Source organism: Microbacterium profundi, assembly GCF_000763375.1.
GTDB classification, from domain to species: domain Bacteria; phylum Actinomycetota; class Actinomycetes; order Actinomycetales; family Microbacteriaceae; genus Microbacterium; species Microbacterium profundi.
The window spans coordinates 166,423-180,641 of record NZ_JPSY01000001.1; the positions used below are offsets into that span (position 1 = coordinate 166,423).

The window sequence follows — 14,219 nt, forward strand, 5'->3', positions numbered from 1 at the left end:
GCATCCGAACACGGCGGATGCCGTTGTCCACAGCTCCGCGGAGCTATTCTTCGGTGGGCTCCGCTGTGGAGGAAGATTCGGAGGATGATTCGTCTTCGGTCGTGACCGCGTCATCACCTGCGGCAGGAGCGTGCCCCGGCCGCTCCACCTGAACGACGATGAGCGTCACATTGTCGCGGCCGCCGTTCTCCAGCGCCGCAGCCAGCATCGCGTCAGCGGCGACTGCGGGGTCCGCCTGCTCACGCAGGAAATGCTGGATGCCGTAATCGGTGAGCTCCTTGGTCAATCCGTCGGAGCAGATCACGAACCGGTCACCGTCGAGCACCTCGATTCCGAGGTAGTCCGGCGGCGTGAGCTCGCTCGCCCCGACAGCGCGTGTGATGACGTTGCTATAGGGGTGGCTCTCCGCCTCCTCCGCGCTGAGCCGTCCCGAGCTGATCAGCTCCTGCACCACGGAATGGTCGGTCGTGACCTGAACCAGCCGCTCATCACGAAGCAGATAGACACGGGAATCGCCGATATTGAGCGAAACCCACCGGGGTTCGTCGTCCGTCGTGTCGAAGAAGATGCCGGTGAGAGTAGTACCGGTTCCTTCGTCAGTGGTCTCCGGGTGCGAGGCGATGTCGCCCACAGCCTGCGTGAGGGCATTCTCGATGGCAGCGGTGCCGACCTCGCCGGAGTCGACGACCTCCTGCAGGCGCGTGATCGTACTCTGACTCGCGATCTCCCCGCCCGCGTGCCCGCCCATGCCGTCTGCCACGACGAACAGCGGGTACTGCGCCAGGAACGCATCCTGATTGTTGTCCCGGCGACGCCCGGTATCGGTCACTCCAGCCCAGACCAGGACGATCTCCCCGCCGTCCGGGGCCGCGACGCGATGGGTCTGCGTGGACGTCTCAGACAAAGGGTTCCTCCGGGTTGGATGCGGCGGTGCGAGTGGCCGCAGGATTCTCACACATAGTAGTGGAACTACGACATGGCCATGTGTCCACGCTATCGGAATCTCCGCCGGGTACGACGAAGGACCCCCGATCACGATCGAGGGTCCTTCGTTCAGCTCATCAGGCTGGTGGCTGCGTCGGCGGTGCCGGTGGAGCGGCGGGCGGTGCCGGCGGAGTCGCGGGCGGCGTCGTCGGTGCGGCCGGCGGAGTGGCCGGTGCTGCCGGCGGCGTGGACGGTGCAGCCGGCGGCGGCGTCACGGGCCCTGCGGGAGGCGTCGCGGGGCCGGCCGGCGGCTGGTATCCGGGAGCAGCCGGCGGCTGGTAGCCGGGCGCAGCGGGCTGCTGGTAACCCGGAGCAGGCTGCTGGTATCCCTGCGGCGGACCGTATCCCTGCGGCGGTGCGTATCCCTGCGGGGCTGCGCCGTAGCCGGGGGCCGCACCGGGTGCGACCTGCGCCGAAGGCTGAACCGGGATGCCGTCCCACGCGGTGCGGTCGGCGAAGAACGCGTTGCCGCCCCAAGGGGAGGCCGGGATCTGCGGGTTCCAGCGCGACTTGTCGAACGCATTGATTCCGAGCCAGATGAGGGACGTGATGCCGGCGGTGATGATACCCAGGGCATACAGCACGACCCAGGCCGGAGTCTTGCCGAGCTTGAGACCGATGCGGTAAGCCGCGAGAGTCATGAGGGCGAAGGATGCGAGGCCGAGGACCTGGCCGATCACCGGGATCCAGCCGAGCACGATCGTCGCACCGATCGCGTAGAGGAACAACCACGGACTGAGGTCACCCAGCTTGAGGAAAACCATGCTGTTGTATACCGGGATCCACGCGCGCCATTTACCCTGGACGCCGGCCTTTTCGAAGATCTTCATCATGAAGATCGAACCGATGACGTAGATGGCGACGGCGACGAGGAACCCGACGAGGTACACCGCCCCGAGTATCGCGAGGCCTTGGGAATCGTAGGAGGACATGAGACTCTCAATCCTTGAAGACAGGGAGCGAACCTCGCCCCCCGGTTACGAAGCCTTCGCTTCGCGCATTGGCCATGGTAGCGGGGTCATCCGCTCACTGGCAATGACACACTCACCCGCATCGTGATGTGTCGACACGACGCTCAGGTCTCCGTCACGAGCTCGAGCACGCCTGCCTGCTCCGCCTGCCGGATGATGATCGATCGTGCACGCGCCCATCCCTGCAGGGCTGCGAGGGAGCGCACCCTGGGTCGGTCCTCGGCCAGCGCTCGCACGAGTTCGCCCTTGGCCTTCTTGTTGAAGTGGTTGAGGGCACGTCCTTCACCTGTCACGACACGCACGTACGCGTACGGAACGGATGCCGGTACCGGGCCGAGTGCGACATAGGCCTCGCTGCGGAGGTCCAAGACGAACCCTGGCGCGTCTTGAGCCATCGCCTCTGACGTCGCGAGCGCCCAGTGCCGACGCAACGGCGCGATCCCGGGAAGCGACGTGCCCGCCGCGAGCCGATACGTCGGAATCGCATCGAGCGCGGCGATCGGACCGAACGGCGCCGAATGGATCCACACGTGCCTGTCCAACCATCGCCTGGCAACGGCGTCCAACGACGTCGCATCCAGGGCATCGTAGAGAACGCCCGTGTAGCGGTCGACCGCGGCCATGGTCGGCGCGGAACCCAGAGCGGCATTGTGGTCGATGTCGCCGAGTTGACGGTCGCTGAGCTTGTGCACGCGCCTGGCTGCGGCCGGATCCGCCGCGAGTCCTATGAGCGCCGTCACGACGGCAGTTCGTTCGGCAGCCAGAGCAGGCAGCGCGAGGGAGTCGATCGCCAACGGGGCACCCGACCCGCCTGGGCGCTTGGTCTCGGAGGGAGGGAGGAGTATTTTCATGGGGCTCGAGATGCCGAATCAGATCGGTGGCAGCAGACGAGAACGCGCCCGCCCGTCAACTCGAGGGTGACAGGCGGACGCGTCCGTGATGATTGCGCTCAGGCGATGAGGGCCGCGTTGCCGGCGACGATCGTCAGCTGGCTGCCTTCCATGGAGAGGAAGCCGTCCTGCGCGTTCGCGAGCACTTTGCTGCCGTCGGCGCGCGTGATGCGCACCTGGCCCTCTGCGAGGATCGCCAGGATCGGCTCGTGACCGCTCATGATTCCGATCTCACCCTCGACGGTCTTGGCGACGACGAGAGTCGCGTCTCCCGTCCAGACCTCCGCGTCCGCGGAGACGAGGCTGACGTTCAGAGCCATGATCAGCCGTTCTCCTTCTGGAGCTGAGCCCAGCGCTCTTCGACGTCGGAGATGCCACCGACGTTGAAGAAGGCCTGCTCGGCAACGTGATCGAAGTCACCCTTTGCGATCGCGTCGAACGACTCGATCGTCTCCTTGAGAGGAACGGTCGAGCCCTCGACACCGGTGAACTTCTTCGCCATGTAGGTGTTCTGCGAGAGGAACTGCTGGATGCGACGTGCACGCGACACGACGATCTTGTCCTCTTCGGAGAGCTCGTCGACACCGAGGATCGCGATGATCTCCTGCAGTTCCTTGTTCTTCTGGAGGATCTGCTTGACCGTGGTGGCGACGCGGTAGTGGTCCTCGCCCAGGTAGCGAGGGTCCATGATGCGCGAGGTCGAGGTCAGCGGGTCGATGGCGGGGTACAGACCCTTCGACGCGATCTCACGGCTGAGCTCGGTCGTCGCGTCGAGGTGCGCGAAGGTCGTCGCCGGAGCCGGGTCGGTGTAGTCATCGGCGGGAACGTAGATCGCCTGCAGTGAGGTGATCGAGTGGCCGCGGGTCGAGGTGATGCGCTCCTGGAGGAGGCCCATCTCGTCAGCGAGGTTCGGCTGGTAGCCCACAGCGGAGGGCATGCGGCCCAGCAGCGTGGAGACCTCGGAACCTGCCTGCGTGAAGCGGAAGATGTTGTCGATGAACAGCAGAACGTCCTGCTTCTGCACGTCACGGAAGTACTCCGCCATCGTCAGGGCCGAAAGGGCGACGCGCAGACGCGTTCCCGGCGGCTCGTCCATCTGGCCGAAGACGAGAGCAGTCTTGTCGAAGACGCCCGCCTCTTCCATCTCGGCGATGAGGTCGTTGCCCTCACGGGTGCGCTCACCGACTCCGGCGAACACCGACACACCGCCGTGGTTCTGTGCGACGCGCTGGATCATCTCCTGGATGAGGACGGTCTTGCCGACACCAGCACCACCGAAGAGGCCGATCTTTCCGCCGAGCACGTACGGCGTGAGAAGGTCGATCGACTTGATGCCGGTCTCGAACATCTGGGTCTTTGACTCGAGCTGGTCGAAAGGCGGCGCCGAACGGTGGATCGGCCAGCGCTCCGTGATCTCGATCTGCTCGCCAGGCTCGGCGTTGAGCACCTCGCCGATGACGTTGAAGACCTTGCCCTTGGTGACGTCGCCGACGGGAACCGAGATCGGCTCGCCGGTGTCGCGCACCTCCTGGCCGCGGACGATGCCGTCCGTCGGCTTGAGCGCGATCGCGCGGATCAGGTCGTCGCCGAGGTGCTGTGCGACCTCGAGCGTGATCTCCGTCGACTCCTCGCCGATGACGATGGTGGTCTTCAGCGCGTTGTAGATGTCAGGAATCGAGTCGTGCGGGAACTCGATATCGACGACCGGGCCCGTGACGCGTGCGACGCGCCCGACGACCGCGGTCCCAGCCTCAGCTGTGGCGGTGGGGGTCATATCTTCGTCTCTTTCTTGATGGTCTATTTGCTCGAGAGGGCGTCGGCGCCGCCGACGATCTCAGCGATCTGCTGCGTGATCTCCGCCTGACGCGCGTTGTTGCGCAGGCGGGTGTAGTCAGTGATGAGCTTGTCGGCATTGTCGCTGGCGGACTTCATCGCCTTCTGCGTCGCGGCCTGCTTGGCCGCCGACGACTGCAGCAGAGCGTTGAAGATGCGGCTCTGCAGATACACCGGCAGGATCGCATCGAGAACGGTCTCGGCATCCGGCTCGAACTCGTAGAGCGGATACACCGCTCCGCTCGGCTCAGCGGCCTCGGTGTTCTCGACGATCTCCAACGGAAGCAGGCGCACCGTCTCCGGCGACTGCGTCATCATGCTGACGAAACGGTTGTAGACGAGGTGGAGCTCGTCCACTCCGCCATCCTCACCGCCGCGGTTGAACGCTTCGAGCAGCGTGGCCGAGATCTCCTCGGCCGTCTTGAACTGCGGAGTGTCCGTGTCGCCCGTCCACTCTGCAGCGGCCTTGATGCCACGGAACTGGAAGTATCCGACGGCCTTGCGACCGACGAGGTAGTACACCGGCTCGCTGCCCTGAGAACGGATCAGCTCGCCGACTTCCATCGCCTCGCGGAGGATCTGCGAGTTGAAGGCACCCGCGAGTCCGCGGTCGGAGGAGAAGACCACGACGGCGGACCGGCGGATCGTCTCGGGCTCACGCGTGAGCGGGTGATCGACATTGGAATACGTCGCGACGGCGGAGACAGCCTGCGTCACGGCCCGAGCGAAGGGCGACGACGCGCGCACGCGCGCCATCGCCTTCTGAATGCGCGAAGCCGCGATGAGCTCCATCGCCTTCGTGATCTTCTTGGTCGTCTGAGCAGAAGAGATCTTCTGCTTGTAGACCCTGAGTTGAGCGCCCATGTTTCAGTACCTCACGCGATTACGCGCGACGACCCTTGACGATCTTCTCCTGGTTGACGTCGTCCACGTCCTGGGCTGCGTGCTCCTCATGGCCCACGGCGCCGATGGACTGGCCCTTGCCACCCTGGAACTCGAGCAGGAAAGCGTCGACCTGCTTCTCCAGTTCGGCCGCGGTGTCGTCATCGAGGACGTTCGTCTCGCGCAGGGTGTCGAGCACCTTGGTGTTGCGTCGCAGGTGATCGAGGAGCTCGCGCTCGAAGCGCAGCACATCGGAGACCTCGAGCTTGTCGAGCTTGCCCTTGGTGCCGGCCCAGATCGAGACGACCTGGTCTTCGACGGGGTACGGCGAGTACTGCGGCTGCTTGAGCAGCTCGGTCAGACGAGCACCCCGATCGAGCTGACGACGTGAGGTCGCGTCGAGGTCGCTCGCGAACATCGCGAAGGCCTCGAGCGATCGGTACTGCGCAAGTTCCAGCTTCAGCGTTCCGGAGACCTTCTTGATGCTCTTGACCTGAGCGTCACCACCGACACGGGACACCGAGATGCCCACATCGACCGCAGGGCGCTGGTTGGCGTTGAAGAGGTCGGACTGCAGGAAGATCTGGCCATCGGTGATCGAGATCACGTTGGTCGGGATGTACGCCGAGACGTCGTTCGCCTTGGTCTCGATGATCGGGAGACCCGTCATCGAACCGGCACCGAGCTCGTCGGACAGCTTCGCGCAACGCTCCAGCAGACGGGAGTGCAGGTAGAAGACGTCGCCAGGGTATGCCTCGCGGCCCGGCGGACGGCGCAGGAGGAGCGAGACGGCGCGGTACGCCTCTGCCTGCTTCGACAGGTCATCGAAGATGATGAGGACGTGCTTGCCGCTGTACATCCAGTGCTGGCCGATCGCGGATCCGGTGTAGGGCGCGATGTACTTGAAACCGGCCGGGTCGGAGGCAGGAGCGGCGACGATGGTGGTGTACTCCATCGCTCCGGCGTCCTCGAGCGCACCCTTGACGGAGGCGATCGTGGAACCCTTCTGACCGATGGCGACGTAGATGCAGCGCACCTGCTTGTCGACATCGCCGGAGGCCCAGTTGTCCTTCTGGTTGATGATCGTGTCGATCGCGATGGCCGTCTTGCCGGTCTGGCGGTCGCCGATGATGAGCTGACGCTGGCCGCGGCCGACGGGGATCATGGCGTCGATGGCCTTGATTCCGGTCTGCATCGGCTCGTGCACGCTCTTTCGCTGCATGACACCCGGTGCCTGCAGCTCGAGCTCACGACGTCCCTCCGATGCGATCTCGCCGAGGCCGTCGATCGGGTTGCCGAGCGGGTCGACCACGCGTCCGAGGTAGCCGTCGCCGACAGCGACCGAGAGGACCTCGCCGGTGCGGCGGACTTCCTGACCGGCCTGGATCCCGGCGAAGTCGCCGAGCACCACGGTGCCGATCTCGCTCTCGTCAAGGTTCAACGCGAGGCCCTGCGTGCCGTTGTCGAACGTCAGGAGCTCGTTCGCCATCACGCCCGGCAGCCCCTCGATGTGGGCGATGCCGTCTGCCGCGTCGATGACGGTGCCGACCTCGGTCGCTGCGGCGCCTGTGGGCTCGTACGCAGCGGCGAAGTCCTTCAGCGCGTCACGGATGACGTCGGGGCTGATCGATAGTTCTGCCATTGTCTTCCCTTTGTATTGAGAGAGTCTGCGCGGTTCCCCGCGCGAAGTCGTATTAGCCCGCGAGCTTCTGTCGAAGATCGGCGAGCCGCGCGGAGATGCTGCCGTCGATGACGTCATCGGCGATCTGCACACGCAGTCCGCCCACGACGGTGGGGTCGATCACTTCGTTGATCGAGACCTGGCCGTCATAGCGCGCTGCCAGCGCGTCGCCGAGACGGGTGCGCTGCGCGGCGGACAGTGGGGTCGCGGTCTGAACCGTGGCCACGATGCGGTCGCCCTGCGCCGAGACGATCTTCATCGCACGGTTCAGCAGCTGACGGACGCGACGTCCGCGTGGCTGCCGGACGAGCGAGGAGACGATCAGCGTCGTCGGTGCACTCGCCGTGCCGCCGATCAGCTTCTCGACGAGCGCGCCCTTCGCATCGTCGTCGCCCAACCGGGTTCCGAGCGCGAGCTCGAGCTCCGGGTTCGCGGCGATGACGCGGAGGAAAGAGAACAGCTCGCCTTCGATGTCGACCGCGGGCTCGGCGATGGCTGCGGCGCGGATCGCGAGTTCCTCGATCCCGGAGACGAGGCCGTCCACGTCGGACCACCTCTCCCCGACTGCAGCAGAGAGCACCTGACGCGTGGTGTCCGACAGTGTGCCGAAGACCGTCGCGACGACCTGCTCACGCAGGCCCGCAGGAGCAGCCGAGTCGGCCAGCGCGCCGCTCAGCTGACCGGATTCGCCCACCAGACGCGCCACGGTGAAGAGCTCACCGGCCGTGTCGAGGGTGACGTCCTTCGCCTGAGCGAGGGCCGCCGTCGAAGCCGCGAGCGCCTGAGTGGTCGCGCTGCCCATCAGGAAGCCCCGCCCGGTACCTGAGCCTGTCGAAGATCTGACGCCTCGAGGTCTGCGAGGAAGCGATCCACGACAGCGGTCGCACGCGCATCATCCGAGAGGGTCTCGCCGACCACGCCACCGGCGAGGTCGATCGCGAGCGTGCCGACCTCGGAGCGCAGCGCGACGAGCGTCGTCTGACGCTCCGCCTCGATCTGCGCGTGCGCGGCTGCGGTGACGCGTGCGGCCTCGACCGTCGCGGCATCCTTCGCCTCGGCGACGATCTTCCTGCTGTCCTCACGGGCAGCCTCACGGATCTCACCGGCCTCGGTACGAGCCTCGGCGAGCTGACGCGTGTACTCCTCGAGAGCCGCCTCAGCCTGCTTCTGCGCTTCGTCGGCCTTGGCGATGTTGCCCTCGATGGCGGCGGAGCGCTCGTCGAGCATCTTCGCCACATTCGGGAGAGCGACCTTCCAGGCCACGATCAGGATGATGACGAAGCAGACGGCTGACCAGACGATGTCGTACGTCGCCGGCAGAAGCGGGTTCTGCTCCTCGGCTGCGAGCGTGACAAGAGCGTTCAGCATCCTGTCTCCTTACGTGTGGGTGAGAGGATCAGTAGCCGAAGAGGAACGCGACGCCGATACCGACGAACGCAAGCGCCTCGGTGAAGGCGATACCGATCCACATGGTGCCCTGAAGCTTGCCGGACAGCTCAGGCTGGCGCGCGATGCCCTCGATCGTCTTGCCGACGACGATGCCCACACCGATGGCCGGGCCGATTGCTGCCAGGCCGTAGCCGACGTTGGCGATCGAGCCGGTGATGTCGATGTTGATGGCTGCAAGAACCGAGTTGGGATCCACAGGTGTTTCCTTTCATTGAGGGGAGCTGGCGCGCCCCGATTAGTGTTCGTCCGCGACTGCGAGCTGAATGTAGACCGCGGTGAGGATGGTGAAGACGTACGCCTGGAGGAACGCCACCAGGATCTCGAAGGCCGTGAAGGCGAAGCCGAAGGCGAGCGTTCCCGCTCCCAGCACAGACCAGAAGCCGCCCATCGAGAAGATGAAGAACTGGGTCGCCGCGAAGAACAGCACCAGCATGAGGTGGCCGACCATCATGTTCATCAGCAGTCGCAGCGTGAGCGTGACCGGACGGACGATGAAGGTCGAGATGAACTCCAGCGGCGCGACGATGATGTACAGGAACGGCGGCACTCCGGGCGGGAAGAGCGAGTTGCGGATGAAGTGCCAGACGCCCTTGCGCACGCCGGCGTAGATGAACGCGACGTAGGAGATCACCGCGAGCATCAGCGGCACGGCGATGATGCTCGTGCCTGCGATGTTCAGGAACGGGATGACACCCGTGATGTTCATGAACAGCACCATGAAGAAGATCGTGGTGAGCAGCGGGAGGAAGCGGTCGCCGTCTTTCTTGCCGATCATGTCGTGCGCGATGTTGACGCGGACGAGGTCGAAGAGCATCTCGATGACGCCCTGGCCGCGGCCGGGGATCAGCTTGAGCTTGCGCGTGCCGAGCCAGAGGATGAGAACCACGACGATCGTCGCCAGAAACTGCACCAGGTGGATGCGGTTCACTGAGAGCGGGCCGATCGAGAAGAGGATCTCCGGAAAGAACTCTGCGATCGACGGTGGTTGGAATTCGTCCGTTGCGAGACGGACGAGGAGGCTCGCGGCGTGAGTCAACGTTGCTCCAGCTTCGGGGCATCGACCAGGATCGACGCGACGATTTGGGTGGGGAGTTCTAGCTGAGTCGGAGCATCTCGCACGACGCGAAAGCTCGCCCAGCGAACCCGGAATCAGACTATCAAGATTTTCCCAGCGTCACGAATCCTCGCGGTCTTCGGGGTTGGATTCCGGCAGCGAGACGTCTGAGACGTACGGCATGCGCATCCGCGTGAACACGACGGCGTCGATCACCAGGCTCACCACGATCCCGGCGACGAGCGCGAGGAAGATGATCAGCGGGACTACCCAGTCCTGCCCGCGCAGGATCACGATGGCGACGACGAACACGACCAGTTTGAGCAACCAGCTGCCCATCACGATCCCGAAGAAGACCGTCGCGAACATCTCCCTGCCGTACCAGCGGTTCGCGATCAGCACGCTCAGCGGGGTCAGCGCCAGGAAGACGATGGCGAGGGCGACACCTGCCAGCCCACTCCACAGCCCATCAGCGCCCGCGACGAGGAAGCCGATGCCCCCGCCGAGGATGACGAGAACGATCGCGGCGATGCCCGTCCAGATCAGCACCTGCCGCAGCATCGAGGTGATCGCGGGCATCGGACGTTTCGGTGTGTCGCTCATCGGTTCTCCGGAGAAGGTGTCGGCACGGTGGCTGAAGGATCAGTGGCTGAAGGATCAGTGGCTGAAGGATCAGTGGGTGGCAGATCGGTCGGCACGCTCGGAGCGCGCCGGGTGGGAAGCAGAGTGACGAGGAGGCATGCTGCGACCCCCACCACGCCGAAGGCGACACCGGGGAGGTACTGGCCTGGCCAGTCCTCACGCGATCCGATGTACATGAGCAGCACGGCGAGCGAGATCACGGCCGTCCATGCGTAGAAGATCAGGACGGCGTCGCGGTCGCGGTGACCGAGATCCAGCATCCGATGGTGCAGGTGCTTGCGGTCCGGCGAGAAGGGCGACCTGCCGGCCCTCATGCGCCGGAACACGGCAAGACCGAAATCGAGCAACGGCAGCATGACGACCACGAGCGGCAGCAGGATCGGGATGAAGGCGCCGAGCAGCTGCGAGCGGCCGAATTCCTCCGGGTCCATCGCACTCGAGGACATCTGGCCGGTGAGCGCGATCGCGGATGTCGCCATCAGCAGGCCGATCACCAGGGCACCCGAGTCGCCCATGAACAGCTTCGCCGGGCTCCAGTTCAAGGGCAGGAAACCGATGCAGGCGCCGATCACGACGGCGGCGAGGAATGACGCCAGGTTGAAGTAGCTGCTGGTTCCCGTGTCGCGCGTGAGGATGTACGAATATGCGAAGAACACACCGTTGGCGATGAGGCAGACGCCCGCGACCAGTCCGTCGAGTCCGTCGATGAAGTTGACCGCGTTCATGACGACGACGATCGCGAACATCGTCACGGCGATGCTCAGCCAACTGGAGACGATGACCATCTCTCCGAGCGGCAGCGAGAGGATCTGCAGCCCGCCGAGCACCGTGATGATCCCGGCAGCGAGGAACTGCACGCCGAGCTTGATGAACCAGTCGAGATCCCAGAGGTCATCGATCACGCCGATGATGGCGATGAGCAGCGCGGCGCCGAGCACGGCCCACATCGTCTGCGGCGGCACCCACATGATGCTGAAGAACGGATTCGCCGCGGACACGCCGATGGCGGCGGCGATACCGAGGAACATCGCCACTCCCCCGAGCCGCGGCGTGGGAGTCGTATGAACGTCGCGTTCCCGGATGCCGGGATACAGCTTGAAGCGCAGGCTGAGCTGCCAGACCACCCATGACATCACGAGCGTGACGGTCGCGGTGAGGATGATCGTGAAGAGGTACTGCTTCACGCCGCGCCGTCCGGCGCATCCAGCAGGTCGCCGATGACGCCGCGCAACTGCTTCATCGTCACGGCACCCTCACGAAGGAGCCGGATCCGCGCGTCTCCCTCACCGTCGCCTCGACGAACGAGCGATGTGGCGTCGATGATCGTGGATGCCACGCCCGTCGCGCTCATGCCGCCGTCGAGATAGACCGCGACGCTGTCGCCCAGCATCCGCTCCGCGCCCTCGGCGGAGATGGCAGCGGACTCCCCGGTGAGGTTCGCGCTCGACACGGCGAGAGGACCGGTCTCCTCGAGGAGCTCGAGCGCCACTCGCTGGTCGGGCATGCGCACCGCGACGGTTCCCAGCGTGTCGCCGAGATCCCACGCGAGCGAAGGCTGCGCGGGCAGGACGATGGTCAGTCCGCCGGGCCAGAACTCGTCGACGAGCTTCTGCACCGGCTCAGGGATCTCCTCCACGAGGGCGGCAAGCGCCGCCTGACCGGCCACGAGCACAGGCGGCGGCTGATTGCGGCCACGGCCCTTCGCATCCAGCAGCCGCTGGACGGCAGACGGCGTGAACGCGTCGGCGGCGATGCCGTAGACCGTGTCGGTGGGCATGACGATGAGCTCGCCCCTGGCGATCGCCTGACGAGCGTGGCGCATTCCGGCGAGCAGCTGTGCCTCATCGCGGCAATCGAAGACAGAGGACATGACCCCACCATTCTAGGTGCACGAGCACGGCCGAGCCTGCGGAATGCTCAGGGGCGCAGCGCCGTCGTCGCCCTGTCCCGGTGCGTCAGATCGGGATGCGTCCTCGGCACCCGCCAGCCGTCGGCGGCGAGAAGGCTGCGGACCGCCTCGCCCTGGAGCTCGCCGTGCTCGATCACCAGCAGCCCGCCCGGGCGGAGGAGTGCGAGCGCCCTCGTGCTCAGAACCCGTACGATGTCGAGGCCGTCCGGCCCGCCGTACAGTGCCATCGCGGGGTCGAACAACCGCACTTCCGGGTCCCGAGGGATCGCATCATCCGGCACATACGGCGGGTTCGAGATCACGACGGATGCCGTGCCGTCGAGCTCTCGGAGGGAGTCGGTCAGGTCTCCCTGCACGAGAGTGAGGTTCTCGGCGTCCGCCGTGTTGCGCACCGCCCACGCATGAGCGTCGGGCGAGAGCTCGACGGCGAACACACGCGAGTGCGGCACCTCCGTGGCCATCGCCATGGCGATGGCGCCGCTTCCAGTGCACAAATCCACACCGATCGGCGCCGGGTCCGCGGCGTTGGACAGCGCGTCGATCGCGAACTGGACGACGATCTCCGTCTCGGGTCGCGGCACGAACACACCGGGACCCACCGCGAGTTCGAGGTGCCGGAACGGCGCCACGCCGGTCAGGTGCTGCAGCGGCTCACGCGCCGCACGGCGCGTGACCAGAGCCTCGAAGGCGACGACTTCCTGCTCGCCGACGGTGTCCCCGCGCACGATCGCAGCCTGCACCGCGCCCCTGCGCAGTCCTCGGATGTGACCTGCCAGCAGTTCGGCGTCCACGAGCGGGTCTGGCACGCCGGCCATGGCAAGACGCTCGGCGGCGGAGCGGACGACAGCTGCGAGGGTCATTTCGGCCATCCTCTCAGCGTACGGTGCGGCCCGTGCCGTCACCTGACACAAATGCGCCGGGGATGCATCGCCTCGAATAGGCTTGCCGTGCAACGTTCCGCGAACGAAAGGCCAGCACATGTCCGGCATCCATTCCGACATCACAACCGCTTTCGGCAACACGCCGCTGGTTCGGCTGAACCGCGTCACCGAGGGCGTCGGGGCCACTGTTCTGGCGAAGCTCGAGTACTACAACCCGGCGTCCAGCGTGAAGGACCGCATCGGCATCGCGATGGTCAACGCTGCCGAGGCGTCGGGTGAGCTGAAGCCCGGCGGGACGATCGTCGAGTCGACCAGCGGCAACACCGGCATCGCCCTCGCGATGGTCGGCGCCGCACGCGGGTACAAGGTCATCCTGACGATGCCGGCGTCGATGTCGAAGGAGCGGCGTGTGCTGCTCAAGGCCTTCGGTGCCGAGATCGTGCTCACCGACCCGACCAAGGGCATGAGTGGTGCGATCGAGGAGACCAAGAAGATCGTCGCCGACACACCGGGCGCGGTCTGGATCAAGCAGTTCGAGAACGTGGCGAACCCGCAGATCCACCGCGAGACGACCGCTCAGGAGATCCTCCGCGACACCGACGGCGACATCGACATCTTCATCGCCGGCGTCGGCACCGGCGGCACCGTCACCGGCACCGGCCAGGCGCTCAAGGCGGCCAAGCCCGATGTGAAGGTGATCGCCGTGGAGCCCAAGGACTCCCCCGTGCTCACCGAGGGCCACCCCGGGCCGCACAAGATCCAGGGCATCGGCCCGAACTTCGTTCCCGATGTGCTCGACCGCGATGTGCTCGACGAGGTCATCGCAGTGGAGTTCGAGGAGTCGCTGCGCCTCGCACGCGATCTCGCCGCCAAGGAGGGCCTGCTCGTCGGGATGTCCTCGGGCGCCGCGCTCTCTGCCGCGCTGCAGGTCGCCGCACGTCCGGAGAACGCCGGCAAGACCATCGTCGTCGTCATGCCGGACACGGGCGAGCGCTACATCTCGACCGCACTGTTCGAGGATCTGCGCGAGAGCTGAACACGAA

At 65.8% G+C, this 14,219-nt stretch carries 16 protein-coding genes; 1 reads left to right on the forward strand and 15 read right to left on the reverse strand.

Translation table 11 applies throughout. The features are described 5' to 3' along the window. Nucleotides 1–43 precede the first annotated feature (43 nt). The 15 genes from JF52_RS0100795 to prmC form a co-directional block, all read right to left on the reverse strand. A complete protein-coding gene (locus JF52_RS0100795) occupies nt 44–904 on the reverse strand; it encodes a PP2C family protein-serine/threonine phosphatase (protein ID WP_033104650.1) in 861 nt (286 codons plus the stop codon). Nucleotides 905–1,061: 157 nt separating this feature from the next. Continuing rightward, the gene (locus tag JF52_RS17380) at nt 1,062–1,916 is read right to left on the reverse strand and encodes a hypothetical protein (protein ID WP_052166650.1); all 855 of its coding nucleotides are present in this window, start codon (nt 1,914–1,916) and stop codon (nt 1,062–1,064) included. Between the two features lie 143 nt (nt 1,917–2,059). Beyond that, on the reverse strand, nt 2,060–2,806 hold the full coding sequence (locus tag JF52_RS0100805) for a YaaA family protein (protein WP_033104651.1): 747 nt from the start codon (nt 2,804–2,806) through the stop codon (nt 2,060–2,062). A gap of 98 nt (nt 2,807–2,904) precedes the next feature. After that, nucleotides 2,905–3,165 carry a F0F1 ATP synthase subunit epsilon gene (locus JF52_RS0100810; protein WP_033104652.1) on the reverse strand — a complete coding sequence of 87 codons (261 nt, stop codon included), beginning with the start codon at nt 3,163–3,165 and terminating at the stop codon, nt 2,905–2,907. Between the two features lie 2 nt (nt 3,166–3,167). Then, nucleotides 3,168–4,619, reverse strand: a complete 1,452-nt coding sequence (gene atpD / locus JF52_RS0100815) for a F0F1 ATP synthase subunit beta (protein WP_033104653.1) — start codon at nt 4,617–4,619, stop codon at nt 3,168–3,170. A 23-nt stretch (nt 4,620–4,642) separates the two neighbouring features. Further along, entirely contained in the window at nt 4,643–5,542 is a 900-nt protein-coding gene (locus JF52_RS0100820) for a F0F1 ATP synthase subunit gamma (RefSeq protein ID WP_033104654.1), read from the reverse strand. Between the two features lie 19 nt (nt 5,543–5,561). Continuing rightward, a complete protein-coding gene (atpA, locus tag JF52_RS0100825; RefSeq protein ID WP_033104655.1) occupies nt 5,562–7,202 on the reverse strand; it encodes a F0F1 ATP synthase subunit alpha in 1,641 nt (546 codons plus the stop codon). Nucleotides 7,203–7,254: 52 nt separating this feature from the next. Next, on the reverse strand, nt 7,255–8,043 hold the full coding sequence (locus JF52_RS0100830) for a F0F1 ATP synthase subunit delta (protein ID WP_033104656.1): 789 nt from the start codon (nt 8,041–8,043) through the stop codon (nt 7,255–7,257). Next, nucleotides 8,043–8,609 carry a F0F1 ATP synthase subunit B gene (locus JF52_RS0100835; RefSeq protein ID WP_033104657.1) on the reverse strand — a complete coding sequence of 189 codons (567 nt, stop codon included), beginning with the start codon at nt 8,607–8,609 and terminating at the stop codon, nt 8,043–8,045. The genes JF52_RS0100830 and JF52_RS0100835 overlap by 1 nt, the downstream gene beginning before the upstream one ends. Before the next feature lie 28 nt (nt 8,610–8,637). After that, the gene (gene atpE, locus JF52_RS0100840) at nt 8,638–8,886 is read right to left on the reverse strand and encodes a F0F1 ATP synthase subunit C (RefSeq protein WP_033104658.1); all 249 of its coding nucleotides are present in this window, start codon (nt 8,884–8,886) and stop codon (nt 8,638–8,640) included. Nucleotides 8,887–8,925: 39 nt separating this feature from the next. Next, nucleotides 8,926–9,726, reverse strand: coding sequence for a F0F1 ATP synthase subunit A (gene atpB / locus JF52_RS0100845; protein ID WP_033104659.1), 801 nt, complete (start codon nt 9,724–9,726; stop codon nt 8,926–8,928). A gap of 138 nt (nt 9,727–9,864) precedes the next feature. Next, nucleotides 9,865–10,347, reverse strand: coding sequence for a hypothetical protein (locus JF52_RS0100850; RefSeq protein ID WP_052166651.1), 483 nt, complete (start codon nt 10,345–10,347; stop codon nt 9,865–9,867). Next, the gene (locus tag JF52_RS0100855; protein WP_052166652.1) at nt 10,344–11,570 is read right to left on the reverse strand and encodes an MraY family glycosyltransferase; all 1,227 of its coding nucleotides are present in this window, start codon (nt 11,568–11,570) and stop codon (nt 10,344–10,346) included. Before JF52_RS0100855 ends, JF52_RS0100850 begins: the two co-directional genes overlap by 4 nt. Next, complete coding sequence (locus JF52_RS0100860; RefSeq protein WP_033104660.1) at nt 11,567–12,256, reverse strand: L-threonylcarbamoyladenylate synthase; 690 nt, start codon at nt 12,254–12,256, stop codon at nt 11,567–11,569. Before JF52_RS0100860 ends, JF52_RS0100855 begins: the two co-directional genes overlap by 4 nt. 47 nt (nt 12,257–12,303) lie before the next feature. Next, nucleotides 12,304–13,164, reverse strand: a complete 861-nt coding sequence (prmC, locus tag JF52_RS0100865) for a peptide chain release factor N(5)-glutamine methyltransferase (RefSeq protein ID WP_033104661.1) — start codon at nt 13,162–13,164, stop codon at nt 12,304–12,306. Between the two features lie 109 nt (nt 13,165–13,273). Between prmC and cysK the strand changes: the two genes are divergently transcribed. Next, nucleotides 13,274–14,212 (forward strand): cysteine synthase A, encoded by a 939-nt coding sequence (gene cysK / locus JF52_RS0100870; RefSeq protein ID WP_033104662.1) that lies wholly within the window; start codon nt 13,274–13,276, stop codon nt 14,210–14,212. Nucleotides 14,213–14,219: the final 7 nt, after the last annotated feature.